This is a genomic window from Phyllobacterium sophorae, from assembly GCF_003010965.1.
Taxonomy (GTDB): Bacteria; Pseudomonadota; Alphaproteobacteria; order Rhizobiales; family Rhizobiaceae; genus Phyllobacterium; species Phyllobacterium sophorae.
Genome location: NZ_PGGM01000010.1, coordinates 152,710 through 176,369 on the forward strand (window position 1 = coordinate 152,710; position 23,660 = coordinate 176,369).

General features: G+C 57.5%; 22 protein-coding genes. 4 read left to right on the top strand and 18 right to left on the bottom strand.

Going from position 1 to position 23,660, the window contains the following annotated elements; genetic code table 11:
• Positions 1-21: 21 nt before the first annotated feature.
• The 4 genes from CU103_RS20280 to CU103_RS20295 are packed head-to-tail and all read left to right on the top strand — an operon-like array spanning position 22 to position 3,401.
• Positions 22-777: an ABC transporter ATP-binding protein gene (locus CU103_RS20280; protein ID WP_106665847.1), complete on the top strand. Its 756-nt coding sequence runs from the start codon at positions 22-24 to the stop codon at positions 775-777.
• Complete coding sequence (locus CU103_RS20285; protein WP_245448904.1) at positions 774-1,514, top strand: ABC transporter ATP-binding protein; 741 nt, start codon at positions 774-776, stop codon at positions 1,512-1,514. Before CU103_RS20280 ends, CU103_RS20285 begins: the two co-directional genes overlap by 4 nt.
• The gene (locus CU103_RS20290; RefSeq protein ID WP_170117081.1) at positions 1,507-2,385 is read left to right on the top strand and encodes a branched-chain amino acid ABC transporter permease; all 879 of its coding nucleotides are present in this window, start codon (positions 1,507-1,509) and stop codon (positions 2,383-2,385) included. Before CU103_RS20285 ends, CU103_RS20290 begins: the two co-directional genes overlap by 8 nt.
• Entirely contained in the window at positions 2,385-3,401 is a 1,017-nt protein-coding gene (locus CU103_RS20295) for a branched-chain amino acid ABC transporter permease (protein WP_106665849.1), read from the top strand. Before CU103_RS20290 ends, CU103_RS20295 begins: the two co-directional genes overlap by 1 nt.
• A 184-nt stretch (positions 3,402-3,585) precedes the next feature.
• Here CU103_RS20295 and CU103_RS20300 read toward each other — a convergent pair whose 3' ends face one another.
• From CU103_RS20300 to CU103_RS20385, 18 genes are all read right to left on the bottom strand, one after another.
• Positions 3,586-3,942: a hypothetical protein gene (locus CU103_RS20300; protein WP_106665850.1), complete on the bottom strand. Its 357-nt coding sequence runs from the start codon at positions 3,940-3,942 to the stop codon at positions 3,586-3,588.
• 38 nt (positions 3,943-3,980) lie between these two features.
• On the bottom strand, positions 3,981-4,847 hold the full coding sequence (gene cysE, locus CU103_RS20305; protein ID WP_245448905.1) for a serine O-acetyltransferase: 867 nt from the start codon (positions 4,845-4,847) through the stop codon (positions 3,981-3,983).
• 40 nt (positions 4,848-4,887) lie between these two features.
• On the bottom strand, positions 4,888-5,733 hold the full coding sequence (locus tag CU103_RS20310; protein ID WP_106665851.1) for a 4'-phosphopantetheinyl transferase family protein: 846 nt from the start codon (positions 5,731-5,733) through the stop codon (positions 4,888-4,890).
• Between the two features lie 126 nt (positions 5,734-5,859).
• Positions 5,860-6,897, bottom strand: coding sequence for a HoxN/HupN/NixA family nickel/cobalt transporter (locus CU103_RS20315; RefSeq protein ID WP_106665852.1), 1,038 nt, complete (start codon positions 6,895-6,897; stop codon positions 5,860-5,862).
• Between the two features lie 84 nt (positions 6,898-6,981).
• Positions 6,982-7,473: a cupin domain-containing protein gene (locus CU103_RS20320; protein WP_106665853.1), complete on the bottom strand. Its 492-nt coding sequence runs from the start codon at positions 7,471-7,473 to the stop codon at positions 6,982-6,984.
• 57 nt (positions 7,474-7,530) lie between these two features.
• Complete coding sequence (locus CU103_RS20325; RefSeq protein WP_210203803.1) at positions 7,531-8,565, bottom strand: PLP-dependent cysteine synthase family protein; 1,035 nt, start codon at positions 8,563-8,565, stop codon at positions 7,531-7,533.
• Positions 8,562-9,479, bottom strand: coding sequence for a DMT family transporter (locus CU103_RS20330; RefSeq protein WP_106665854.1), 918 nt, complete (start codon positions 9,477-9,479; stop codon positions 8,562-8,564). The genes CU103_RS20325 and CU103_RS20330 overlap by 4 nt, the downstream gene beginning before the upstream one ends.
• Before the next feature lie 11 nt (positions 9,480-9,490).
• Entirely contained in the window at positions 9,491-13,543 is a 4,053-nt protein-coding gene (locus CU103_RS20335; RefSeq protein ID WP_106665855.1) for an amino acid adenylation domain-containing protein, read from the bottom strand.
• Between the two features lie 228 nt (positions 13,544-13,771).
• Positions 13,772-14,509, bottom strand: coding sequence for an ABC transporter ATP-binding protein (locus CU103_RS20340; protein ID WP_210203804.1), 738 nt, complete (start codon positions 14,507-14,509; stop codon positions 13,772-13,774).
• Positions 14,506-15,351 carry an ABC transporter ATP-binding protein gene (locus CU103_RS20345; RefSeq protein ID WP_170117083.1) on the bottom strand — a complete coding sequence of 282 codons (846 nt, stop codon included), beginning with the start codon at positions 15,349-15,351 and terminating at the stop codon, positions 14,506-14,508. Before CU103_RS20345 ends, CU103_RS20340 begins: the two co-directional genes overlap by 4 nt.
• A 5-nt stretch (positions 15,352-15,356) precedes the next feature.
• Entirely contained in the window at positions 15,357-16,247 is an 891-nt protein-coding gene (locus tag CU103_RS20350) for an ABC transporter permease (protein WP_106665857.1), read from the bottom strand.
• A gap of 3 nt (positions 16,248-16,250) precedes the next feature.
• Positions 16,251-17,372: an ABC transporter permease gene (locus tag CU103_RS20355; RefSeq protein WP_106665858.1), complete on the bottom strand. Its 1,122-nt coding sequence runs from the start codon at positions 17,370-17,372 to the stop codon at positions 16,251-16,253.
• A 252-nt stretch (positions 17,373-17,624) separates the two neighbouring features.
• On the bottom strand, positions 17,625-18,275 hold the full coding sequence (locus CU103_RS20360; RefSeq protein WP_245448906.1) for a GntR family transcriptional regulator: 651 nt from the start codon (positions 18,273-18,275) through the stop codon (positions 17,625-17,627).
• Positions 18,276-18,667: 392 nt separating this feature from the next.
• Entirely contained in the window at positions 18,668-19,456 is a 789-nt protein-coding gene (gene ehuA, locus CU103_RS20365; RefSeq protein WP_106665860.1) for an ectoine/hydroxyectoine ABC transporter ATP-binding protein EhuA, read from the bottom strand.
• Positions 19,449-20,162 (bottom strand): ectoine/hydroxyectoine ABC transporter permease subunit EhuD, encoded by a 714-nt coding sequence (ehuD, locus tag CU103_RS20370; protein ID WP_106665924.1) that lies wholly within the window; start codon positions 20,160-20,162, stop codon positions 19,449-19,451. The genes ehuA and ehuD overlap by 8 nt, the downstream gene beginning before the upstream one ends.
• 301 nt (positions 20,163-20,463) lie before the next feature.
• Positions 20,464-21,135, bottom strand: a complete 672-nt coding sequence (locus tag CU103_RS20375) for an amino acid ABC transporter permease (RefSeq protein ID WP_106665861.1) — start codon at positions 21,133-21,135, stop codon at positions 20,464-20,466.
• Between the two features lie 80 nt (positions 21,136-21,215).
• Positions 21,216-22,079: an ectoine/hydroxyectoine ABC transporter substrate-binding protein EhuB gene (gene ehuB / locus CU103_RS20380; RefSeq protein ID WP_106665862.1), complete on the bottom strand. Its 864-nt coding sequence runs from the start codon at positions 22,077-22,079 to the stop codon at positions 21,216-21,218.
• A 204-nt stretch (positions 22,080-22,283) separates the two neighbouring features.
• The gene (locus CU103_RS20385; protein ID WP_106665863.1) at positions 22,284-23,630 is read right to left on the bottom strand and encodes an LLM class flavin-dependent oxidoreductase; all 1,347 of its coding nucleotides are present in this window, start codon (positions 23,628-23,630) and stop codon (positions 22,284-22,286) included.
• Between the last annotated feature and the right edge of the window lie 30 nt (positions 23,631-23,660).

A 23,660-nucleotide genomic window follows, 5' to 3' on the forward strand; every position in this document is an offset into this window, starting at 1 on the left:
GCGAGCTGAGAACAACATACAATGCTAGAAACGAATGATAACCAGCCGCTGCTCGAGGTCCGCCAGGTCAGTCGACGCTTCGGTGCACTGGTTGCCGTCGACAGAGTTTCGTTCTCGATCCAAAAGGGCGAAATCTTCGGCATCGCCGGCCCGAACGGCAGCGGCAAGAGCACGCTTTTTAACATCATAACCGGCATTCCATTTCCGCCCAGCGCGGGCGAGGTGTTTCTTGCGGGTCAGCCGATCCACAAGTTGCGGCCCCACCAGATCAGCCGTGCAGGGGTCCTTCGCACTTTCCAGAAGGACGCAGAGTTCGCCACGCTCAGCGCCCTCGAGAATGTCTATGCAAGCGCCGTCTATTGCGGGCAGATGGGGTCAAATGAGGCACGGGTAGCAGCCCAGCAGGCGCTCGACGATGTGTCACTGGCGGCTGAACGCCGGACCAAAGCCGCATCTGACCTCTCGGTCTTCGAACGCAAACAGTTGATGATCGCTTCTGCGATCGCCGCGCGGCCGAAGGTGCTTCTCCTCGACGAGCCTGCTGCCGGCCTCACAAGGCCTGAGACATCCGATCTTGCCGATCTCATATACACCGTGCACGGTCGTGGCATCACGATTGTCCTCATCGAACATGTCCTGCCGCTTCTCCTGAAGGTGTCCGAACACCTGATGGTCCTTAACCATGGCGCCGTCATCGCTTCAGGCAAGCCGGAAGAGGTGGTGCGTAACCCAGTGGTTGTCGCAGCCTATCTCGGGAAGCGGGAGGCAGGTCTTTGAGCAACAACCAGAACGCCCTCCAAATCGTAGACCTGCGGGCCGGCTATGATGCATCAGATGTGCTGCACGGAATGAATCTGTATGTCGGCGCGAACGAGCGAGTAGGTCTGTTTGGGCCCAACGGTCACGGCAAGACCACGCTTCTCAACACCATCTCGCATGTGATTAAACCGCGGGCTGGACGCGTGTGCTTCATGGGCGAGGCAATCGACGGGCTCGCGCCGCAGAAGATCGTGGCGCGCGGACTCGTCCACGTACCGCAGGCAAACCGGCTCTTTCCAGACATGCAGATCATGGAGACGCTGGAACTGTCCGCCTTCACGCCGCGGGCGCGGGCAGAGATGAAGGCCAACCTTGACTATGTGCTCGAGCTTTTCCCCCGGCTTGCCGAGCGCCGTCGACAGCAGTGCAAGACGCTGTCGGGTGGCGAGAGGCAGATGCTGTCGATCGGCGTCGGGCTCATGTGCGCGCCGCGCATGCTCATGCTAGATGAGCCGACGCTGGGACTTTCGCCCAAGCTCAAGGATGAGTTGGCGGAGGCGATCGCGGAGATATCGTCGCGCGGCATCCCCCTGCTTCTCGTCGAACAGGACATCGCCTTCATCCTCTCACTGGTCGACCGCATGTACCTTGTCGACCACGGAGAGATCAGCAGAGAAATTAACCGCAGCGCAGAAGTCGATCACCAGGAGATTATGGACATGTATTTTGGATCGGGGGCGCATGATCATGGTTGACATGCTTAGCGCCATTCTCGTCAGTGGCATCGTGCTCGGTTCGGGCTATGCATTGATGGCGAGCGGACTGTCCCTTGTGTGGACGACACTTGGTATATTCAACTTTGCTCACGGGGTGCTGATGACGCTCGGCGCGTATGTCGCCTGGACCATCTCTAGCGGGGGTGGGCTTGGCCTCGGGCTCGCCGCGGGCGTCGCTGTTACCGTAGCGGCCTTGATCGGCGCCGGCATCTTGATCGAACGGGTGGTCGTTCGGCCGTTCTATGATCATCGTGATATTCTGCTGATCACCGTAATGACGACGCTTGCCGCGATGATCTTCTTGCAGAACGGGATCCAACTCATCTGGGGCGCGAGGCTGAAGCAGCTCGCTCCGATTGTGCCTGGCACGGTGCAGCTCTGGCGCACGACAATCTCGGCCCAGGAAACGCTGATGATAGTGCTCGCTCCAATCGTACTTGCCGCACTATGGCTCTTCCTTAGTCGTTCCCGGATTGGACGCGGCATAAAGGCGGTAGGGCAGAACGCGGACGCGGCTCGGCTCATCGGGATTGACGTCTCTCGTCTTTTCATCATTACGTTCGCTCTGTCGGCCCTCCTTGCGGGGCTAACAGGGGTACTGCTTGGCTCGGTCCGTCTGCTGACCCCGGAGTTCGGCTCTGAACCACTGGTCAAGGCATTGATCATAGTGATCTTCGGCGGCCTCGGTTCGCTAGGAGGAACAATCGCGGCCGCCTACCTCCTGGGCATCATCGAAGCAACGCTCACCTTCTTCATCGGCATTTACTGGACACCTTCCATGATCTTCCTCTTGTTGATCGTCGTACTCCTTTTTCGCCCGCAGGGACTCCTCGGAAAGGTGGTACGTTGATGGACGCTCTACACAACGGGAAGACATGGCTAATCGCTCTCCTGGTTATCACTGGACTCCTCGTGCCAATCTTCGTCGAAGACACCTATCTGCGGCATCTGTTTATTATAGCATTCGTCTACGGGATGGTCGCGGCAAGCTGGGATCTCACTCTCGGCTATGCGGGTATCTTCAATTTTGCCCATATCGCCTTCTTCGGTGTCGGTATATATGCGACAGGGCTAACAGCGAAGGTTCTCGGTGTTGATCCATGGATGGCGATGCTGATAGGTGGGCTTGCCGCATCAGCCGCAGCCGCTATCGTCGCCCTGCCGATTGTTCGCCTTAAGGGCGTCTATGTGATCCTCGTCACCTTCGCATTTAGCCAACTGGTGCTGCAAGTCGTGATCAGCCAGTCGTCCATAACGGGTGGAACGCAGGGACTGGTGCGCGTGCCGACAATATGGTTGCCTGGCTACAATTTCCTACGTGACTACAAGCTTGGCTACTATTATGTCGCCTTTGGCCTGCTCGTCGCCACGACCGTTTGTCTGCGCTGCCTGGTGCGCTCCGATTTTGGCCTCTCCATCAAGGCCCTGCGCGACAGTGAGGATTATGGTGTCTCGCGCGGCATCCCGATCGCGCGGCAGCGCCTGAAGGCGCTTGTTGCCAGTGCCTTCTTCACCGGGATGGCCGGCGGCTTCTACGTCCTCTACCTGCGCGTGGCCTCGCCAGAGATCTTCGACTTCTCGACCGCGTCGCTAGTGTTGAGCATGGTGCTCGTCGGAGGCACATCGAGCATCTACGGTCCGGTATTCGCGGCACTCGTGCTGACTTTCATGTCGGAAGGGCTCGCCAATATCGATAACTTCGCTGAAGGCCGCTTCATGATAGTTGCCGTGACGATGGTCGTCGTTCTCTTGTTCTTCCCAAAAGGTCTCGCCTCAATGCTGCCAAATGGATTTGGAGAGAAGACACCTGAAATCCTGCTGCACCGAAAACGGAGAATTGCAGGGAGCACTGATCATGCCGAATAACAAAAAGGGAGTGAGCTACTTCACACTGCATCGGGCAGCTTGATAGTAACCAAACTTTCCTCCGCGTCGCGGACTCTGCATGCCATTCCGTGACCGCCAAATCGCCGAGCTGCAGCATCAACGGTGGAGATGCCGTCTTTGCACATCCGACGACGACTGCATGTAGCCTGCTAGAATGACAAGCCTATCTGAGATAGTCAGATACGCCCTTGATGAGTGGAGTGATGATCTTCCTCGAAGTGCCGCAAGGCTTTTTGAAAAAATCGAGATCAAGCTGCTGTTGCCCGACTTTCTGCTCCAATTCCCTTATCCGGCGCCTGGCCTTTGTCAGCGCCTTTTCCTGAGGCGCCGGCACGTCAACTGCGCTCTGCAACTGCGCGACCCCGTCAAGTACTGCTATCGATCTGGCCGGCCGGCCGCGCCGACATGACTTCAGATCACCAAGAAGGCTGAGGTGATCGGCAAGGGTGGTTGCGACATGCAAGCCAGCGCGATTGTTGGCCTTGTAATTGATGATGGTACCCGCGGTTCGAGCGGGCATGGATCAGCAGCTGCTAACCGAGGTTGTAGGCATCTCAGTCAGATTACGTATTCGGGTCCCGTAATTGACTGCTCCATACTGATGCCCGGTAGATCGGATTTTGGCCTCCCTACCAACCGCGCCGGCACGCCAGCGACTGAAGTGTGCGCCGCCACCGGCGAGACGACAACGCTCCCTGCACCTACTTTGGCTCCCACTCCGACTTCGATATTTCCGAGTATTTTCGCTCCGGCGCCGATAAGGGCGCCACGGCGAATTTTCGGGTGGCGATCTCCAGTTTCCTTCCCCGTCCCACCCAATGTCACGTCCTGAAGGATTGAAACATCATCTTCCACGACAGCAGTTTCGCCGATCACAAGACCATTCCCATGATCGAGCATAATTCCCTTGCCCATCCGGGCTGCCGGATGAATGTCGATCGCCAAAACTTCCGATATACGGCTTTGAAAATGGCGAGCCAAGTAAACGTCGCTATGGCTCCAGAGCCAATGCGCGACCCTGTGCCCCTGTAAAGCCAGAAACCCTTTAAAGTACAGGAATGGTGTGAGCACGTCTGTTGTGGCCGGGTCGCGATCGCGGATCGCCTCCAGATCGACCCTTGCGGACGACACGATATTTGGATCCTCTTGAAAGACCCCGCAGGTCAAAGGAAACAAAACTTCCGCGTCAACATCATCGTTTGCGAGTTTCACCGCTATCCGATAAGCAAGTGAACGGGAAAAACTCTGATGACCGAGAATATTCGAATTCATCGTGCGACCAAGACGCTTGTCATTGTCAACGGCGGCGTGCGCTTCCCGGCACAATGTGCTCCAGACTAGCTCGTCTTGAGAAACGTCGAGGCCAGCACGAGCCTCGTCTAACGCAGACTTCTGCTGCATCTGATTCAACTGGTGGAACTTCATTAAGGTTCGCTCCTGCTTTTCTACGATCGCCACTGATCCTTCAGAAAGTCCGTCGACAAAATCTCATCTTTAGGGTTTGACGGCACTTGGTGCGCTCGGTTGCAAACTCGGCAGGCCAACTGGCGAAGCCCACAGCAGATGCGCCATTTGCAGCGACAAGGTAGGTTGCCACTTCAGGAATGGTTTGGGTGGATGCCAGCGCCGCTATATAGCCATCGCGAAGGTCCAGGTCGATGCCGTTAACAAAGACCTGTCCATCTGGTTGGTGAAAAAGAACCTTGAATCGGCAGCCATAGCCATCAAGAACCGATAGAGAACGAAAATCAAAAGAAAGCCCGGCACCCAGGACCTTCGCCGTTGCCTCTTTCCGGGTCCATGCCCGAAGGAGAAAAGCGGCGTCCCCCGTACGATCGGAAAAATAGGCCAATTCAGACTTCGTCAACGTATCGAGCACGGCGGGAGCGAACACAGCGCTGTCCTTGATTGCTTCAATATCCACCCCAATGCTCAATGCGCTCGACAGCGCGATCACCGCCAGCTCGCCGGAATGAGAAATGCTGATGCTTGGCCCGTCCGGAACCAACGGTTTGCCGTGAACCGTCCGGGCAATTTCGACTAGTTCCGGCTGCGTTTCAAAAAGCACACCGAGGAGAACCCGCAGCGCACTCCACGCTACCAGAGAGCGATTGCGGTCCATTACATGCTTGTAGCGCTGGGCCCTGCCCCACTCCTCCGCCGTAATCGGCAAACCGCTGCACACTGGCGTTTGACGTGGAACATCAAGGGCGAGGATTGCGTAAAATCGGGGCCGCAACCACTTCACCCTCAGTTCCAAGCCTATGGCCACAACGCTTTCCAGCCAAGGTGCGATAGGATGGTTGAGCATTGCTCGTTAAACCTCCAGCCAAATATGAATGAGACCGCCGCGACTCCCTTTAAGTCTAAGGACCGTTTGCTCTACTGGAAACGGCCGCAGCGCGTTTCTGAAGCCAGGCTCGCTGACGGCGCATAATCATCCCACGCGAAGAGTGTCATATCCCTTGGCGCGATATACGACCGTCGACACGATCCAACTCAAGATGAAAATGCCGACAACCGCGTAACCGACACCGGCCAGGTTGTCGTTAATTCCACCGATATAGGTCCAAAAGGCGCCATCAAGACCGAGCTTTTCAATGATGAGCCCGGCGGCTGCAAGACCGCCGATGAACACGGCGACGACGACGGAAGCTGCGGTGATCGTCAAATTGTACCAGAGCTTGCGGACCGGATTGACGAATGCCCAGCCATAGGCCCCGGTCATTAGAACGCTGTCCGTCGTGTCCATCAACGACATGCCTGCCGTGAACAGCGCAGGAAAAACAAGGATCGTCCAGAAAGACATGCCTTGGGCGGCCTGCATCGCCGAGATTCCCAGCAGTCCGATTTCCGTTGCCGTGTCGAAGCCAAGGCCAAACAGGAAGCCGATAGGATACATGTGCCAGGAACGGGAGACCACCCGGAAGACTGGTCGAAAGACCCTGGCGATCAAACCACGCCCCGCAAGAAGAGCATCGAGGTCTTCTTCGACGATCTTCTCGCCTCTGCGGACGCGCTTGAACACGGACCATACCCCCTTCAGCACAACGAGATTGGCAATACCGATGATCAGAAGGAATACCGCCGAAACGGTTGTGCCGATAACGCCGCCGATATCGCCGATCTCTTCAAGTTGCAGCGTGGCGGCCGTTGCCGCAATGGCAATGGAAGCGAGGACGACGATGCTTGAGTGTCCGAGCGAAAAGAAAAAACCGACGGAATAAGGCGCTTTGCCCTCCTGCATCAGCTTTCTCACCACATTGTCAATCGCAGCGATGTGATCAGGATCGAAGGCGTGACGCAGCCCCAACATATAGGCAAGAAACGCAGTGCCCATGAGGGCAGGCCGATCTGCAAACGCGACCCATGCCCAAATCCACGCGGCGATATTCGCGGAAATCAGGAACGCAAAGGTGACTGCGGCTTTGGTCCCGATTTGAAAGGGCTTGTCGTCAAACGGATTTGGTAACATTTGCTGTCCTTGTAACATCATGGTGAGGCGGATCGGCAGGGGAACTGCCACCCGTTGCAGGATGATAGTCCAGTTTCAAGGCTGTTAATGGCGGCCCCACCCCGGGACGTCACCGGTATACTCGACCTCAAACTGATCGAAGTCGGCCATAAGGTCGATGAGCTCCTGCTCGGATGCCCGGCGGCCATTGGCATAGAGCGCCGCCAGCCTGCGGAAATATTCCTCGCGATTCTTTCCGGGGCTGAAAAAGATCAGCATCGCCGCTTCCTTGTCGTAGGGATTGTGAAAGCCGTGAGGCACATCCTCCGGAACCTGTATGTAGGTGCCTGCAGGGGCGGCAATATGTTCGCCATCGACAAAGATCTCTACCGTTCCTTCGAGGACGTAGAAAGCCTCGAGCTGATGACGGTGAACATGCGGCGATGCGCCGGGCGCACCGGGTTTCATCCGGTGCTCGAACAAGCCGATACGGTCGCCCGTTTCCTTGCCGACCGCCTTGAACGTCGTGTGCGTGGTGGTTCCGATCTGAACGGATTCGCCTTCGCCGGGAAACAGGGTCTTCGAAAATTGCGTCATGACTTCTTCCTTCCTTGAGATACGATCAGAATATTCATTTCGATGGAGCCGCCAGGACTATGCGCTGAGAAGGGACACGTACCGCTCTCCGGAGTCCGGAAAGATGGTAGCGATGCGTCCCTCGCCTGAGGTCGACCTTTGCCGAATTGCCCTGCAGACATGGGCGACAGCGCCAGATGAAATCCCGACGAAAATCCCTGCGGACGCAAGCTTCTTTGCCATTGCCCAGGCATCCTCATCGGCCACCGTGATGATCTCGTCAATCAAGGTACGGTCAGTCGTCTCCGCGACAAAGCCGCCGTTCAGTCCCGGGATGCGGTGGATCCCGCCGGGATTGCCGCTCAGAACCGCCGAGCGCTCCGGCTCTACGGCGACGATTTTGATATCCGGGTTCTGTTCCTTGAGATATTTCCCGGTGCCGCTGATCGTTCCGCCAGTGCCAACACCGCAAACAAGGGTATCGATCTTTCCGGCAAGATCGCGCCACAGTTCCGGCCCGGTCGTTTCGTAATGAGCCAGAACATTGTCGGCATTTTCGTGCTGGCAAGCAAACCATGCCCCCGGGGTCGCGTCGCGCAGTTGTTCGGCTTTCTCGATCGCTGCGGTGTATCCCGCCTCGCTCGGTGTTAGCTCCAGCTCCGCGCCAAAAAACTTCAGCAACTCTATCCGTTCCTTCGACGCACTATCCGGAAGAACGATGATGCAGCGATAGCCGCGCGCCCTTGCAAAACCCGCGAACGCAATTCCCGTGTTGCCGGAAGTGGCCTCGATGACCGTGCCACCCGAGACCAGTTGCCCACGGGTTTCGGCCCCTGCAAGCATGTACCAGGCGATGCGATCCTTGATGCTGGAATAGGGGTTGTATTTTTCCAGCTTGGCATACACCGCTCGTCCGCCGACCACGTCCGCCGGCAGTTCAAGAACAGGTGTTGCGCCGATACCGGAGCCGAAGAAGCGGGCCTCTCTGGCGGTTTTGGAGGGCGTCACGTCTTGCCGGAGGCCAGGCCGGGGCGTGTGCGTCGATTCCCTATCGACATGCGGCAGGATCGCACGCGAAGCACTGTTTGATGGAAAAGATTCTGCGCCACTCATGAGTTGTTGACCTTTCCAGACGAGGCTTGCGAGAAGGCGGACGAGGAGATGCGCCCCTCGGCGATCGCCATCCCGATCAGGATGACAGCACCGCCCACGATCACGTTCCACGACAACGGTTCGAGCAGCAAAACCGCACCGAACAGAACGGCAAACACCGGGACGACGTAGTCGACGGCGGATGCGGTTGACGCCCCGACATCCTGGATCAGTCTGAAATACAGGATGTTGGCAAAACCGCTGGCAAGCACGCCAAGATAGAGCAGAGACAGCAGCGGTATTGCAGAGACCGATTCAATTGGAGGCCAGGTGAAGAAGGGCACGGCCAGAGCCAGAAGGATGGCCGCCGCAACAAGTTGATTGGCACCGAGCGTGATCGGGTCCACCTTCAAAGGCGACAGGAAACGGCCGACATAGGCGTAACCCACCGCATAGCTCGTCGCCGCTCCAAAGCACGCCAAGGCGCCGAGCAGCGAACTCCCCTCCACCTTCCACGGACTGACCACGAGCGACACACCAAGGAAACCCAGAACGAAGCCGGTCACCTTGCGCCCGGTTGCCGGCTCGTCCCGCAACGCCAGAGTCGAGATGAAGAGCGTCACCAATGGCGTGCCGCCGATCAGCACGCCCGCCAAACCGGCACTGGCATGCAGTTCGCCATAGCTGAGCAGCAGATAGGGCACGACGTTTGCGAAAATCGAAGAGACCGCGACGTGGAACCATGCCTTTGAGGTCAGTTTGAAGGACCTTCCCGTGAATACGATAATCACAGCGAGCGTGGCCGCTCCGAGGATCAGCCGAAAGAGCACGAGCTGGTTGGGGCTGAACTCCTCCAGCGCGAACTTGATGAAGGTGAAACTTGCCCCCCATATCGCCGCCTGCCCGAAAAACCGCGCCGCAGTTGCCTTTTCCATCTTTTCTCTCCCTATTTTGCGTTTTGGCGTAGGGCGTAGTTTGGCTCTCTGACCAGAAATTTCTGTCGTCCGATGATCTCGGGCTGGTAGACGAGCGCATCCCAGTTGTCCTTCTCCACCGGTTCGAGCGCCACCGAGACCACATTCGGCGCGCAGCCGAAGGCTTTGATGACGGCGGATGCGAGCTCGTCGGCCAAAATCTTTCGGCGACCCTCGTCGATGTGGGCGGGGAAATGCTTGACGCTGATATGAGGCATGGAAATCTCCCGATCGGTTGAAAGCACGTCGCTGAGAACCTGGGCGAGCGCCGTCTGGCCATCGCCACGCAGGATCGAATAATGGTCATGGGGAAGTTCGATGACCTGGCTAAAGCCTTGGCTGACACGGCTGCCCGCCGCCTCCAGGAACGAATAGTCGTCCCCTTGCGCCTTGATGAGGGCGATCGGCGCGCGAACCGTGCGCTGATTGAGCTCATCGAAGGTGTATTCGAAGGAGAACGTGGCTTTGACGACGGTGACGATGCGCGCCACCAGCTCGCTGGAAAGATCCGAGAATTTGCCCGAGATGAAGTCGATGAAGGCGCGTTCGTCACGGACGCTGGCAAGCAATTGCGCCTCCAGCGGAGAGTTCAGCGTCCCGGCAAACACCGAAAGAAGAATACGCAGGAACCGCTCGTCCTCGAAGCGATCAGCCTCGGCTGCCGCCGCGGTTGCCTTTTGCAATGGAGATCCAGGGGCAATGAGAACGATCTTGTCCACCGTTCGACCCAGCTGTTCCAACTGATAAGCAGTTTCGAAGGCCACCCGGGCACCGAACGAATAACCCATGCATGTTATGGGGCCGATGGGATGGTCGCGCTGAATGAGCTCCACATCCGCCGCCGCCATGTCCTCGATTGTCGTAAACGGGACTTCATCCGGATTGATGCCGTGCGCCTGAACGCCAAGGAACCGATAGGAACCTTCACCTGCCGCCTGCGCCAATGAGCGAAGGCTCATGGGATAGCCTCCCAGTCCCGGCCAGCAATAGATCGGGCTTCCCTCTGGTGCCTCATTGAGGCTGACCAGACGGCTGTCGTGGCTTACCGCGCCAGAGCCGATTGCGCTTGCAAGGGCTTCGACAGTCGGCACAGCGAAGAGAGCCTGTATCGGTAGCCTTGTACCGAATCTGGCGTTCAGCCGATTGATAAGCGCCATGGCCGAAAGGGAATTGCCGCCCACGTCGAAAAACGAATCCCGGATCGACAGTTCCTCGTGCTGCAGCCCGAGAATGTCCTTCCAAATACCCGCGACCTCAAGCTCGATTCGCGTGGCCGGCGGGACGATCGGGCGCGCGCTTTCTTCCGCTTCGACCAGATTGCGCAGGGACTGCAGATCGATCTTGCCGCTCGGCATGGTCGGTGTCGTCTCGATCACCTTCACGCGCGAAGGAACCATATATTCGGGCAGAAGTTCGCGCAGATCATCCTTCAGAATTTCCGTCGGCCCGCGCATGTGCACGAGGTCTTCTTCCATGCCGCGGCTTGATCGCTGGGCGGGAGAAATCCCGCCTCCGAGGGCAAAATAGGAAATGGTGCCGCTACCGGGGAAAAAGTCCTTTCCGATGAGTGCATCGAGCCGGCTCGACGTCGCCATCTCGTAGCCCGAAAGCGAACTGTAGCCCGACGACATCAACCCGATCGCGGGATCGCTCGTTTGCAGGCGGTGGAGAAAGCGGCCGAGTTCGACAAAACCTTCCCATCCGGATTGCTTCGCAACGATCAAGGCTATGCCAAAGGTCGACCGGTCGAAGACCGCCTGATTGATGGCAATGACGTCCTTGCGGCGGATGATGGGATCACCGATGGGCGCCAGCTTGTCGTTATCCAGTCGATACGTACCGGGTGTAACGCCATCCGGGGTCTCTTCGTGGATCTGAACGAGGGCGAGGGACTTGACGAGCGGCTCTGGCACAACCCGGCGCACCAGTTTGACGCTGAGAGTGTGGACGTAGTCTTCGGCGCTGAAAAGCCCCGCCGGGACGGAATGCGGCGGCGCAGCCTTGGCCGGGTATAGACCGTGCTCGACTGCGACTTCCTCCAGAAGCCCCAGCATGTGCCCCGCTTCGAGGTAAAGAACCTCGTCCACATTTGTCGAATAGACTTCCCGGATACGGCTGCGCTTGCCATAAATGTGGAGACGTATACCAGCGTTCGATGGCGTCAATGGCGAAACGAGGGTCAATGTGTGGTCTGCCGGGTGGAAGTAATATAGGCCCGGCCAGAGCCCCATTACGCCATTGGCTTCGACGAAGATTTGCGACGCGTTCAATGCACCTGGAGAAGCGTAGGCGTATTTGGGTAAAAGGCGTGTATCGCTGGAGAACGGGCCAAACCAGCGCAAGATTCGCCCTATCAAAGTTTTATCAAGCGTCGCGTCATGAGTGCTGCCTGGCAGCGGAGGACGTTGCGCAGTGCGTATCGCCTCCACGATCTGATCGCCGCGGACCCGCGTCCTGAAATTGCGATAGGTTTTGCGCGCAAATGCCCGTGTCGCGATATCCTCTGGCGCCGCACGGGATGGCAGGCTTACGATATTTCCGTCAAGCTCGTCCGCCAAACGGAACGCGCCGTTCGAAAGCTGCGCATTGACCTGGCGGCGGCTTGCCTTGGATTTGTGATGGCTGCCGGAGATGTTCTGGTCCATCAGAGCCGCTTCGGTTTCATCCAGCTCGACGAAAGCTGCCAATTGCGGGGTGCCGCGACGGGTTTGCCAGGGAACGACCGTCGCCCTTCGGATCCAGCGATGGTTCTCGATCGCCAGCCGGATCTCGTCGAGTTCGATGCGATGGCCGCTGATCTTGACTTGATTGTCGACGCGGCCGACGAAACCAACGAGCCCATCGGCGCCCTTGATCGCAAGATCCCCGGTTCGATACACGCGGCGCTCGCGTCCCTGCGCATCGACCAACATCGTGAATTTTGCCGCCGTCAACTCGGGGTTGCCGATGTAACCACGGGCCAGCTGCGGCCCGGCAATGCAAAGTTCGCCAACTTCGCCATCCGCAAGTTCCCTCGCGCCATCGCAAACAATGAGGTCTGTGTGGTAGACCGGGAATCCGATCGGCAGGACGCGGTCGGTATCATCCAGTTCGTCGGCTCTGACAATGTAGGCGGAGACATTGATGGTGGTCTCTGTCGGCCCGTACAAGTTAATCAGGCTTGCCGCGGGGTGAACGCGGATGAGATTGCGCGCGAGACGCGACGTCAGGGCCTCCCCGCCGCTAAATATCTGGGCGAGGCTTAAATCCTGAAATCCGTCCGTTTCCACAAGAGCCGTCCAAAGCGTCGGCACACACTGCAGCGTTGTGACCGCATGGCGTTTGGCGGTTTCGACGAGTCTGGAAGGATCGCGGTATGTGCCGATGCCGGCCATGACGACGGTCGCGCCAAGAGCGGCGCTAAGGATTTCCCATTGGGCCGCATCGAAGCTGAAGGGGGTCTTTTGCAAAATCCTGACGTCTTCGTTGATGCCCATAGCGTCACGCAACCAATCGAGTTGGTGCGCAATGCTCCCATGCTCGATCGCCACGCCTTTGGGCTTGCCCGTGCTTCCCGATGTATAGATGATGTAGGCAAGGTTGTTCGAGCCGGCGTTGACGTCCTGTTCGGCATCGTCGCTTTCCCCTTCCAGACATTCCTCAATACGGAGAATGGCACCTTGGGCGGACTGGATTGTCCGTGCATCGCTCTCCAGGAGTGCCGTCGTCAAGATGATCCTGGCGCCGGAATCCTCAAGAGCATATCGCAGCCGGCCGCTCGGATACTCTGGGGACAAGGGCAGGTAGGCTCCACCCGAGCGAAGGACCGCCCAGATCGCAATTTCGAGTTCGAGAGAGGAATCGACAAAGACGCCGACGACGGCATCGGCTTTGACGCCATGTTTGCGCAAATGGGCCGCGACCTGTCCGCTGCGACGCCAAAGCTCGGCAAAAGTCAACGAACCGGAATCCGAGGAGACGGCAACTCGATCCGGATGTCGCAGAACCTGCTCTTTCAGTTGCTGTATGAGTGTGGATTTTGTCATCTCAATACCGCCCGTTTCGAATGGGGATATCCAAGCAGATTGATATCAATCTTGATAACAATCGAATGCCCATTCTTGCGGCGAGATGGGAATAAATTGCTCTTTTCGCTCTGGCGAACGCACAGTTTTTGAGCGCACCGCCTAAAGCGTAATCACCGAACGTCGCCTTCGAAGGCCTCGAAAGACTGGACCTGCGGAGCGACAACTTCACGACAAGGCAGGGAGATTCTAGTCTCGCGAGAAGGGCAACAGCAGCTTGCGGTAACTTTGCTCTTTTGCTTTGCCGCGCAATTCATCGCGCGTGGTGCGTCCGACGATCTTTCCGGCGGCCATCACCATGATCCGCTCGCACAACTGCGCGACAACCGCGAGATCATGACTTATGAGGAGGTAGGAAATCTGCCGCTCGGCGCGCAATTCGGCAAGCAGGTTGAGGATTTCTGCTTGCACCGACACATCGAGCGATGATGTCGGCTCATCAAGCAGAATGATCCTTGGCTCGACCAGAAGAGCGCGCGCAATGCAAAGACGCTGCCGCTGCCCTCCCGAAATCTGACCGGGGAACCTGAACCGGATGGAATGCGGCAGACTGACTGCTTCGAGCACGTCGGCGATGCGCTTGTCCTGCCGATCGAAGCGATGGATAATCAACGGTTCACGCAGGATTGTGTCCACGGTGTGCGCCGGGTTCAGCGCTGCCGCTGGATCCTGAAAAACGATCTGCAGGAGACGGCGATCGGCATAGGTTCGCCGGGCATTGAGTTTGCGATCGAAAACTTCGATGTTTCCCAGCCAGGTATCGTAGATGCCCGCAATGCATTTCAGCAATGTGCTCTTGCCGCAGCCGGATTCGCCGACGATGCCGAGACTTTCCCCGTGGTCGAGCGTCAACGAGACATTGTCGACGACCAGCGACGCCCGCAAACGGATCGACAGCCCGTCAAGGGAAAGCGCATGCGGCGTCATCGGGCCCACTCCGGATCGCGCGTAAGAACCGGCAAACACTGGCCGGGGCGATCAAGAGATGGCACGCACGCGATCAGGCCACGCGTGTAGGGATGTCGCACGCTCCCGTACCCCTGCCCTGCGGCGAACGTTTCCACGGTCCGGCCTGCGTACATGACCATGATCCGGTCGGCGAAGTCGGAGACAAGTTCCAGGTCGTGGCTGATGAGGATAAGACCCATACCCCGCAACCGGACCTGCTCGTCGATCAGTTCGAGGATGTGCCTTTGAACGACGGCATCGAGGGCGGATGTGGCCTCATCGGCAATCAGGATGTCTGGCCCGCCGGCGAGCATCATCGCAACCATCACCCGTTGCGCCATCCCGCCCGAGAGTTCGTGGGGATAGAGATCAAACACCCGCCGCGGATCGCGGATGTGCACTTCGTCGAGAAGCATCTCTACCGCATTGCGCATGTCGTGCCGCCGGGTCCGTCGATGCATGCGGAGCATCTCGCCGACCTGCCGCCCAGCGGTCTGCACCGGATTGAGGCCTTGCCTTGGGTCCTGAACCACCATCGCGATGCGATGGCCGCGAACTGCGCTGAGCTCTCGATCGGAAAGCGACAGCAGATCCGTCTCGCCGAAGCGGGCATGCCGCGCCGAAACGATTGCATTGTGTCCGGCAAGGCCGATCAGCGAGCGGACCGTCATCGATTTTCCCGATCCCGACTCGCCCACAATCGCCAGACGCTCGCGACCGAGCGTGAGGCTGACGCCCTTCACGGCCTCGACATAGCCGTCAGAGGTGCGAAAGCCGACCTTGAGATCACAAACGTCGAGCAGGGAATCGTGCAATTTCATTCCTCTCAAGACCGCGGATCGACAAGATTGCGCAACGCATCGCCGAGAAGATTGAAGCCAAGGGCAAAAACCAGGATGGCAATTCCGGGCATCGTCGAGACCCACCACGCCTCGAATACGACATCCCTGCCCTCGGCGACCATTGCTCCCCATTCTGGTTGCGGAGGCGGCACGCTGGCCCCCAGAAACCCCAGTCCTGAGGTTATGAGAATGATGCTCGAAGCATCGAGTGTGGCACGGACAATTGCCGAAGGCAGGCAAAGCGGCAGAACGTGTGTGAGCATGATGCGGATGCGCGAGGCGCCGAGGACCTGTGCGGCCTGCACGAATTCGGAGCGCCGCATTGCCACGGACTCGGCCCGGGCGATGCGGGCATAGGAAGGCCACCCTGTCACTGCGATCGCGACGATCGCCGCCCCGATGCCGGGGCCAAGCGTGACCGCTACGGCAATCGCGAGAATAAGGCGCGGAAACGCCATGAACACATCACAAAGTCGCATAATCGGCGTGTCAAGCCGTGCGAACAGCCCCGAAGCGATGCCGATCAGGACGCCCACCGGCGTCACGATCGCCAGAACCGAGGCAACAATGGCGAGCGTCGGCCCCGCGCCTGATACGACGCGCGAAAAGATATCGCGCCCGAGCGTGTCGGTCCCGAACCAGTGGACAGCAGACGGCGGTTGCAAACGGTCGTTGAGGATCTGGAAACCGGGATCCTGGAGCGGCAGCACGGGTGCCAACACCGCCACGCCCACCATCAACAAAACAACGAGCAGACCGATGACCGCGATCGGATCGCGCAGCACCGCCCTGATATCGCGTGCGATCCTTCCCAGTTGCGCCTGGAGCGGGGTATTGGGACTATTGTCGAAAAGCCATTCCTTGACTGCGCCCATTCGTCAGGCCCGCGTACGCGGATCGACGCGCGTTTGCGCGATTTCCGCCACCATGTTCAGCACCATGAACATGGTGCCGATGATCAACGTTGCCGCCAGCACAGCACGCATATCGGACGCCATCAGGGACTGGGTGATGTAGAGTCCGAGCCCGGGCCAGGCGAACACTGTCTCCGTCAACACCGCTCCTTCGAGGAGATAGGCATAGCTCCAGGCGATAACGGCAAAGAGAGGGCCCGCCGCGTTGGGCAAGGCATGGCGCCACAATACCTTCGTTTCAGACAGTCCCTTCAGCCGTGCAACGTTGATATAGTCCTGGCGATACTGCCACAGCAGGAACCCGCGAGTGGTGCGAGCTATATCGCTCAAGGCAACCAATCCCAACAGCGAGGCAGGAAGGGCTATATGCGACACCGCATTGCCGAACGCCGCCGGGTTGCCACTGATTGCTGTATCTACCAGAACAAGGCCGGTCACTCTGGGGACCGTATACTGATAGACGATGTCAAGCCTTCCTGGACCCCCTACCCAGCCGAGATGCGCATAAAACAGCAGCAGCCCCACCAATCCCATCCAGAAAATCGGTAGGGAATTTCCGAGGATCATGACCAGCCGCACGAGATTGTCCGGCCACCGCCCGGAGAATCGCACCGCAAGCAATCCAATTGGCACACCCAGCCCTACGCCGAGCGTGATTGCCACGCTCGCCAACTCGATCGTGGCGGGTAGAAAGCGGCCTATGTCCTCTACGACGGGATTTCCGGTTGTCGTGGCAACACCGAAATCTCCGCGCGCCATGTCCAGGCCGAACAGGACAAACTGCTCGGCTATCGGTTTGTCCAGATGCATCTCACGACGCACTTTTTCGTATAGTTCCTGCGGCGCATGATCCCCGATCACCGTCAGAACAGGGTCGGTCGGCAGCAATCGGCCAATGGCGAAGACGACAAAAAGGAGGCCGAGCAGAACCACGCCCGGAACCACTGCGGCCGATGCCAGCCTCCCGGCAAATGCGGCGCAATATCGTAACGGTCCGGTTAAAGCGCGCAAAGCGAATGGCGAACTGCCGTAGTCTCGAAAGACAGCACGGCGCGGCGCAGAAACTGCCGGGATCTCTTCCGCCATCAAGTTGCTCCCTGCGATCTCTGACCAGACGGCAACCAGCGAGGTTGCCAAAGCTTAAGCAACAATTCCACACCAGGAGCTACATTGCTAACAATATTGATTTCACTATTTGCAGATTTTTGAGATATATTTCCCGCGACAGCCCAGGAATCGAAACTTTTGCAGCATGCGGCGAGGTCCACAGACTTGCACACCGATCATCGTCATCCAACGCCTTCGCAGCAGGCAAGCGCTCCAGGAAAGCAGAAAACTTCAGGCGTTCACGCGAGCCAGGTTCTGCTCCAAGGCCTTTGCAACATTGTTGAGGTGCTCGAGCATTGCCTTTCCGGCACGCACACCATTTGCGGCGCAGATCGCATCGACAATTTCCTCCAGCTCCTGGATGGATTGTTTGATACGGCCCGGGAACAAAACCGTTTGAAACCGGAAGCGTGCGATCTGAGCATTCAGCGTTGCGACGATGCGGCTTGCGGTCGAAAGAGCGGCGATGCGCCGAATCTCGGTGTGAAGTTTGTTTATCTCATGCAAGTATTCAACATAGGCTTCCTCGGCACGGGCCTGCTTGATTGCCGTCAAAATCTTCTTGAGGCGCTCGCCATCATCTGCGGTCGCCTTGGCGGCAGCGTTGCGTGCAATGAGCGTCTCAAGTGACGCAACCGTCTGAAGGATTTCAACCGCCTCCTGCTGGCTGATCACACGTACGCGCGCACCCTTGTTGCGCTCGACTTCGACAAGGCCTTCCTGATCCAGCTTCCCTAGCGCCAGCTTCACATTGACCCGATTGACGCCCAACCACTCTGCCAATTCTATCTCAGGAAGCCGCTGACCCGGGAGAAAATGCCCTGTCTCGATCGCCTTGCGCAGCTTTGCCACCGGATCGTTCTGTCGTTTGGAAACCCTCACCACCTTTAATCTCTTTCCTTTCAATCGCATGAATAACGGTCGACACCCCGCCGACCTGTCACTGTTTGTGACAAAACGGTGAATGCGCCACCGTTCTCCCCGAACCGAATATTTGGCATACAATATTGCCATCAATCGCGCGAGCAAGAGGATAATTTTGCGCAAGGCGCTATTTGCGAAAAAATAATGCAGCACGTTGCACGGGAGTGCGGAACCTCCACCCCAACTGCCCGGTCATAAAGGGCGTGCACGCCGGGAGAAGGCCCGGCGCTATGACTTCAAATTCGGTGATCGCCCCTCTTAAGGAAGAGGACAACCTTCGACTGACAGGAGAGCAATATGGGGCACCCACCGGCGTTCCGATCCTGTGTGAAAAGGCAGCAATCTGCTCGTCAGGCTTCCAGGATGGCCCTGAGGAAAGCTTTCGTACGATTGTTCGCAGGGGATTCGAATATCTGCGCCGGACTGCCCTGTTCGATGATGCGGCCGCCTTCGAGGAAGCATACTCGATCCGAAATTTCCCTGGCCAGCCCCATATGGTGTGTGACCATTAACGTCGTGAACTGATGCTCTCGGGCCAACGCACGTATAACCGACAGGACCTCGCCGACCGTTTCAGGGTCCAGCGCCGATGTGACCTCGTCAAACAGCAAGATCTTGGGACGCATTGCGAGCGCGCGGGCAATCGCCACACGCTGCTGCTGACCGCCAGACAACTGGATGGGAAAGCTGTTCTGCTTGTCGGCAAGCCCAACAAGATTCAATAGTTCGATCGCGCGGTCGTAAGCTTCATCCTTGGAGAGCCGCAGCACACGAATGGGCGCTTCCGCGATGTTTCGCAGTGCGCTCATGTGCGGAAACAGATTGAAACTCTGGAAAACCATGCCGACTTTACGACGAATCGCGCGAGTTTGCGCCGCCGCAGCCTGCTCGCTGAGTTTATCGGGGCCATGATCGACCCAGAGGGCCTCGCCATCGACGGTGACTGCGCCAGCCTGCACGTTCTCCAGCGTCATGAGGATGCGCAGAATCGTTGATTTTCCTGAGCCGCTCGGACCGATAAGCGTCAGATTTTCATTTGGCGCAACCTCGAGATTCAGCCGTTCGAGAACCGTGACGTCCCCGAATTTCTTCGTGACCTCGCGGAAGGTGATGATCGGAGAATGAGGTTGATCAACCATGTATGGTCCTCCGGCCAAGCCACGCCTGCGAGGCAGCATTTTCGAGAACTCGGATAACGAATGAGGTAGCCAGACTGATAGCCAGGAAGATGAGGCCGCAGAGGGTGATTGGCTCGATATACTGGAAATGGTCCGCCCCATGCTGCATGGCGACGAACATGATGTCCGTAACGGCGATTGATGCAAGCAATGGCGTTTCCTTGAAGATTGACACCAACAGGTTGCCAAGCGCCGGGATCAAGAAAGGAATGAGTTGCGGCACAATGATGTAGCGATAGGTATCGACGCGTGAAAAACCAAGAGCGGCGACAGCATCACGCTGCCCGTGCGGCAAGGCTTCAAGACCCGAACGATACGCTTCCGACACATAGCAACCATAGTGGATCGACAAGGCGAGGATACCGGTCGCAATCGCCGGCAACATCACGCCGACCTGGGGCAGAACGAAAAAATAGAAATATATCTGCAAGAGCAGCGGCGTGGAGCGGATGAAATCGGACAGAAGAATTGCCGGCTGCGCGATCAGCCTGATACTCGAGCGGCGGGCCGACAACACGGGTATCCCAATCACCAGTGCGCCCGCAAATGCGAAAAGTGCAACGTAAATCGTCACTCCCGCAGCGGCAATCAGCTTCGGCAGTATGACGACCGCAACGTTCAGCCGGAACCAGTCCGGTCCGATAATGTCAGGGCCGAATATACTCATTTGAAGAAAGCCCGGTGCGTGGAAATGAATTCCTGCCACCATGGAATGTGACGGACTTGTCCGCCGCCGCGCATCCGACCAGGATCGTCAGGTGCGACAATCGGTTTTCGTAACCGGGCGCATATTTCTCGTCGCATTTTCCGGGCTGCAACGACGATCACAGCCCGCATTTCGGAAGATGGTCTCCGCGGTTGCGACCCGGCCTCAATACCGTATTCAAGACGCACGTTTGCCGATCCGGCTCGGCGGTGGCTTCTCCCGGCGATACCTTCGTAACCTGCCCACTCCGTTCCAGCAGTCCTCATCTTACGGGACTCGCAACGGTACGCCGTTTCCACCTGCCGAAACGGATCTCCATCAATCCCATGACACGAATGATCAACTGGGCGCCCGCGAAATAGATGCACAAAACAACCACCAGCACAGGGACGGGCTGGTAGGTGCTGACAATAATCGAGTGGGCCTGCTCGGTGAGCTCCGCGAGGCCGATCAGGGAGACAATGGAAGTACCCTTGAGAAGCATGACGAACTCGTTGCCCATCAATGGCAGCAAGGCCACCAGCGCCTGAGGGAGCACGACATACCGGATGCGCTGAAAGGTATTCATTCCCAGCGCCACAGCCGCTTCATGTTGGCTTCCAGGAATGGAAAGGACCGCCGACCTTATATACTCTGAAGAATAGGCAGCGTGCGTTAACGCGCACCCTATGACGGAGGCCTCCCAAACTGTCAGTCGCATGCCTATAAATGGAAAAGCAAAATAGAGCCAAAACAACGTGACATAGAGGGAAATACCCCGAAAAAACTCGACATAGACTGAAGCCAGATAACGGGCCGAACGAAATCGGGATAAGCGCGCGAGGCCGATGACGATCGCCAAACTCGAGCCCAATATCAACACGGTCGCAAACAGCAACACTGTTTGCACAAGTCCCCCAAGCAACAGCGGGACCCACTCAAGCAGATCTTGCATGTGCCGGTCCCTCCGTAATTTGCAGATCGACAGAAATCATGATCGCTTGGCCCATATCGACAAGGGGAGCTACAGGCCCATCACTGCTTGCAAATGTCGGCGATCTTCACCTCTGGTGAGGGAATATCCGTGGCAGAAACCGCATATTTTGCAAGAATGGCTTCGTATTCCGGTGTCCCTTTGAGGCTGCGTAGGGCATCGTTGAATTTGGTAACGAGCTCCTGGTCGTCCTTGCGGAAACCAAAACCAAGATAATTTATGGATGGCTTTCCATCGAACACCGGAAGCGTGAACGGCAAAGCACGCTCAATTGTCTTGCCGCCATCGGCTGCAACAGCCTCGTTGGCTGCAAAGATGGTCGACGTCGTCAAGTCGACACGCCCAGACTTCAATGCGAAAGAGACTTCTGGAAAATCCTGAAAAACGACAAGCTGGCTCTCTGGAATACCCAGCCGCTCGAAATCCTTGCGGGAAGCCGAGCCCTGCTGCGTACCGATCTTGATATCCGGGTTTTTGAGAACATCGTCGTAACTATGGATGTTCTTGGGATTTCCCTTCCGGACGGTAATAGCATCGGCAATCTGGATGTGCGGTTCGGCAAAAGCAATTTCCGCGCATCGTGAGGGACGGATGAAAAGACCTGCCGCGATTACATCGAAATACCCTGCCTTGAGGCCGGGTATCAACGCACTGAATTGAACAGCCACCCCTTCGACCTTTGGCACACCGAGCTTGGCGAAAGCAGCACGCGCCAGCTCGTAATCCACTCCGGCGAGACTGCCATCGGGTTGCTTGAAGCTATATGGTTTCTCATTGGCAAAGCCAATCTGCACGATGCCGTCACGCTTTATGCGCTCCAACGTCGTTTCAGCCGCCGCAGAAGAAACAGCAAGGCCCGACAAAAAAGCAGCAGTGACCGATGCCCACAGAATTCGTTTAAACATGCCTTATCCAACCCCAAATTAATGTTAATTTTGCAGCCTCAATATAGGGAGGAAAGCATTATTGTTAACAATGTTGTTTTCAATTATTCGCCTCCACGGCGAATGTTTTGCCAGTGATGATCCTACGGCTAGAAGACATTCCTGTTTCATTGGATCCGTCTGCCAGCAGGATTCTGGCTCCGCTGGGCAACGATCGAACTTCCGTCAGCGAGCGAGACGCGACGCGTTCTCGGCGTGAGAACGTCCTTGCCCGAACAGTGTTTCGCGAAAGGTGGACCGGCGCTCTGCAATACGGCCCCGGTTACGCAACTCGGGCATGACCTGATCGACGAATTCGAAAATCGTAGTGGGTGTGACGATGGAGTTTAGATTGAACCCGTCCAGACCGGTTTCATCTACGATCGATTCCAGCCGATCCGCGATATCGACTGGTGTGCCGACAAGTATACCGGCGCCAAAACGTCCCACATCATCGATCACTTCCTGCACCCGGAAAGACCGGTCGGACTGTGTCGTGTATTGGGCCGCGCGCGACTGGTTCGCTTCCGTCGCGGTGTAGGTCAGGACAGAATCCGGATCGAGGGCGGCCAGGTCGTAGCCGGACGATCCGCAGTATTGCGCGAGCGCCGATTCAGCGGAACGATAACGTGCATATTCCTCGAACTGCTCGCGAGCTTCGGCGCGCGTTGGGGCAACGATTGCCGTCTGTTGATGGAACATCAGAATGTCGCCGGGATCGCGGCCGAAGTCGACCGCACGCTTGCGTATGCTTGCAATGTTCTCCTTGACTGCGGCCAATGTCCGCCCCTGCACAAACACGCACTCCGCGTGCCGGGCGGCAAAATCGCGTCCGGCTTTCGAACTTCCGGCCTGAAAGATCACAGGCGTACGCTGCGGTGATGGCTCACACACATGCGGACCGGCAACTTTAAAGACGTCGCCCTGATGGCTGATGTCGTGAACCCGCGCGGGGTCGATATGGATGTTGTTTGCCACGTCGAACTTGACCGCGCCATCCTCCCAGCTCGCCTCCCACAGTTTGTAGCAAACCGACAGAAACTCATCGGCGATGGCGTATCTGCGGTCGTGCGCGATCGGCTCACTCAGCCCGAAATAGCGGGCGGTACTGGCAATATAAGACGTAACGACGTTGAGGCCGATGCGGCCGTTTGTCAGGTGGTCGAGGGTGGAGAGGCGCCGGGCCACATGGAAGGGATGTTCGTATGTTGTCGAAATCGTGGTCGCAAAACCGAGGCTTGTCGTGGCCTGAGCCATGCTTGGAATGAGCAGTGATGGATCATTGGAGGGAAATTGCATGGCATAGCGGATTGCGGTCTCCGGCGAGCCTTTGTAAACGTCAGACGCACCAAAAAAATCGCCGAGAAAAAGTGCGGTGAACCCTCCCTCTTCGATCTTGCGCGCGATTGTCACCCAGAAATTGATGTCATTATACTCATGGTGCCGGCTGTCTGGGTGTCTCCACAGACCGTGAGAATCGCCTGTGCGATTGTTCATCTCAAACAGATTGAAGAAAATTGGTTTCTTGAGCATCTGGTCTTCAGCTATCTCTACATTCGAGTT

What these genes read in the sequence shown, in the direction of transcription:
- CU103_RS20280 (WP_106665847.1), top strand. Translation starts at nt 22, where the DNA reads ATGCTAGAAACGAATGATAACCAGCCGCTGCTCGAGGTCCGCCAGGTC.
- CU103_RS20290 (WP_170117081.1), top strand. Translation starts at nt 1,507, where the DNA reads ATGGTTGACATGCTTAGCGCCATTCTCGTCAGTGGCATCGTGCTCGGT.
- CU103_RS20295 (WP_106665849.1), top strand. Translation starts at nt 2,385, where the DNA reads ATGGACGCTCTACACAACGGGAAGACATGGCTAATCGCTCTCCTGGTT.
- CU103_RS20300 (WP_106665850.1), bottom strand. Translation starts at nt 3,942, where the DNA reads ATGCCCGCTCGAACCGCGGGTACCATCATCAATTACAAGGCCAACAAT.
- cysE (WP_245448905.1), bottom strand. Translation starts at nt 4,847, where the DNA reads ATGAAGTTCCACCAGTTGAATCAGATGCAGCAGAAGTCTGCGTTAGAC.
- CU103_RS20310 (WP_106665851.1), bottom strand. Translation starts at nt 5,733, where the DNA reads ATGCTCAACCATCCTATCGCACCTTGGCTGGAAAGCGTTGTGGCCATA.
- CU103_RS20315 (WP_106665852.1), bottom strand. Translation starts at nt 6,897, where the DNA reads ATGTTACCAAATCCGTTTGACGACAAGCCCTTTCAAATCGGGACCAAA.
- CU103_RS20320 (WP_106665853.1), bottom strand. Translation starts at nt 7,473, where the DNA reads ATGACGCAATTTTCGAAGACCCTGTTTCCCGGCGAAGGCGAATCCGTT.
- CU103_RS20325 (WP_210203803.1), bottom strand. Translation starts at nt 8,565, where the DNA reads ATGAGTGGCGCAGAATCTTTTCCATCAAACAGTGCTTCGCGTGCGATC.
- CU103_RS20330 (WP_106665854.1), bottom strand. Translation starts at nt 9,479, where the DNA reads ATGGAAAAGGCAACTGCGGCGCGGTTTTTCGGGCAGGCGGCGATATGG.
- CU103_RS20335 (WP_106665855.1), bottom strand. Translation starts at nt 13,543, where the DNA reads ATGACAAAATCCACACTCATACAGCAACTGAAAGAGCAGGTTCTGCGA.
- CU103_RS20340 (WP_210203804.1), bottom strand. Translation starts at nt 14,509, where the DNA reads ATGACGCCGCATGCGCTTTCCCTTGACGGGCTGTCGATCCGTTTGCGG.
- CU103_RS20345 (WP_170117083.1), bottom strand. Translation starts at nt 15,351, where the DNA reads ATGAAATTGCACGATTCCCTGCTCGACGTTTGTGATCTCAAGGTCGGC.
- CU103_RS20350 (WP_106665857.1), bottom strand. Translation starts at nt 16,247, where the DNA reads ATGGGCGCAGTCAAGGAATGGCTTTTCGACAATAGTCCCAATACCCCG.
- CU103_RS20355 (WP_106665858.1), bottom strand. Translation starts at nt 17,372, where the DNA reads ATGGCGGAAGAGATCCCGGCAGTTTCTGCGCCGCGCCGTGCTGTCTTT.
- ehuA (WP_106665860.1), bottom strand. Translation starts at nt 19,456, where the DNA reads ATGGTTGATCAACCTCATTCTCCGATCATCACCTTCCGCGAGGTCACG.
- ehuD (WP_106665924.1), bottom strand. Translation starts at nt 20,162, where the DNA reads ATGAGTATATTCGGCCCTGACATTATCGGACCGGACTGGTTCCGGCTG.
- CU103_RS20375 (WP_106665861.1), bottom strand. Translation starts at nt 21,135, where the DNA reads ATGCAAGATCTGCTTGAGTGGGTCCCGCTGTTGCTTGGGGGACTTGTG.
- ehuB (WP_106665862.1), bottom strand. Translation starts at nt 22,079, where the DNA reads ATGTTTAAACGAATTCTGTGGGCATCGGTCACTGCTGCTTTTTTGTCG.
- CU103_RS20385 (WP_106665863.1), bottom strand. Translation starts at nt 23,630, where the DNA reads ATGCTCAAGAAACCAATTTTCTTCAATCTGTTTGAGATGAACAATCGC.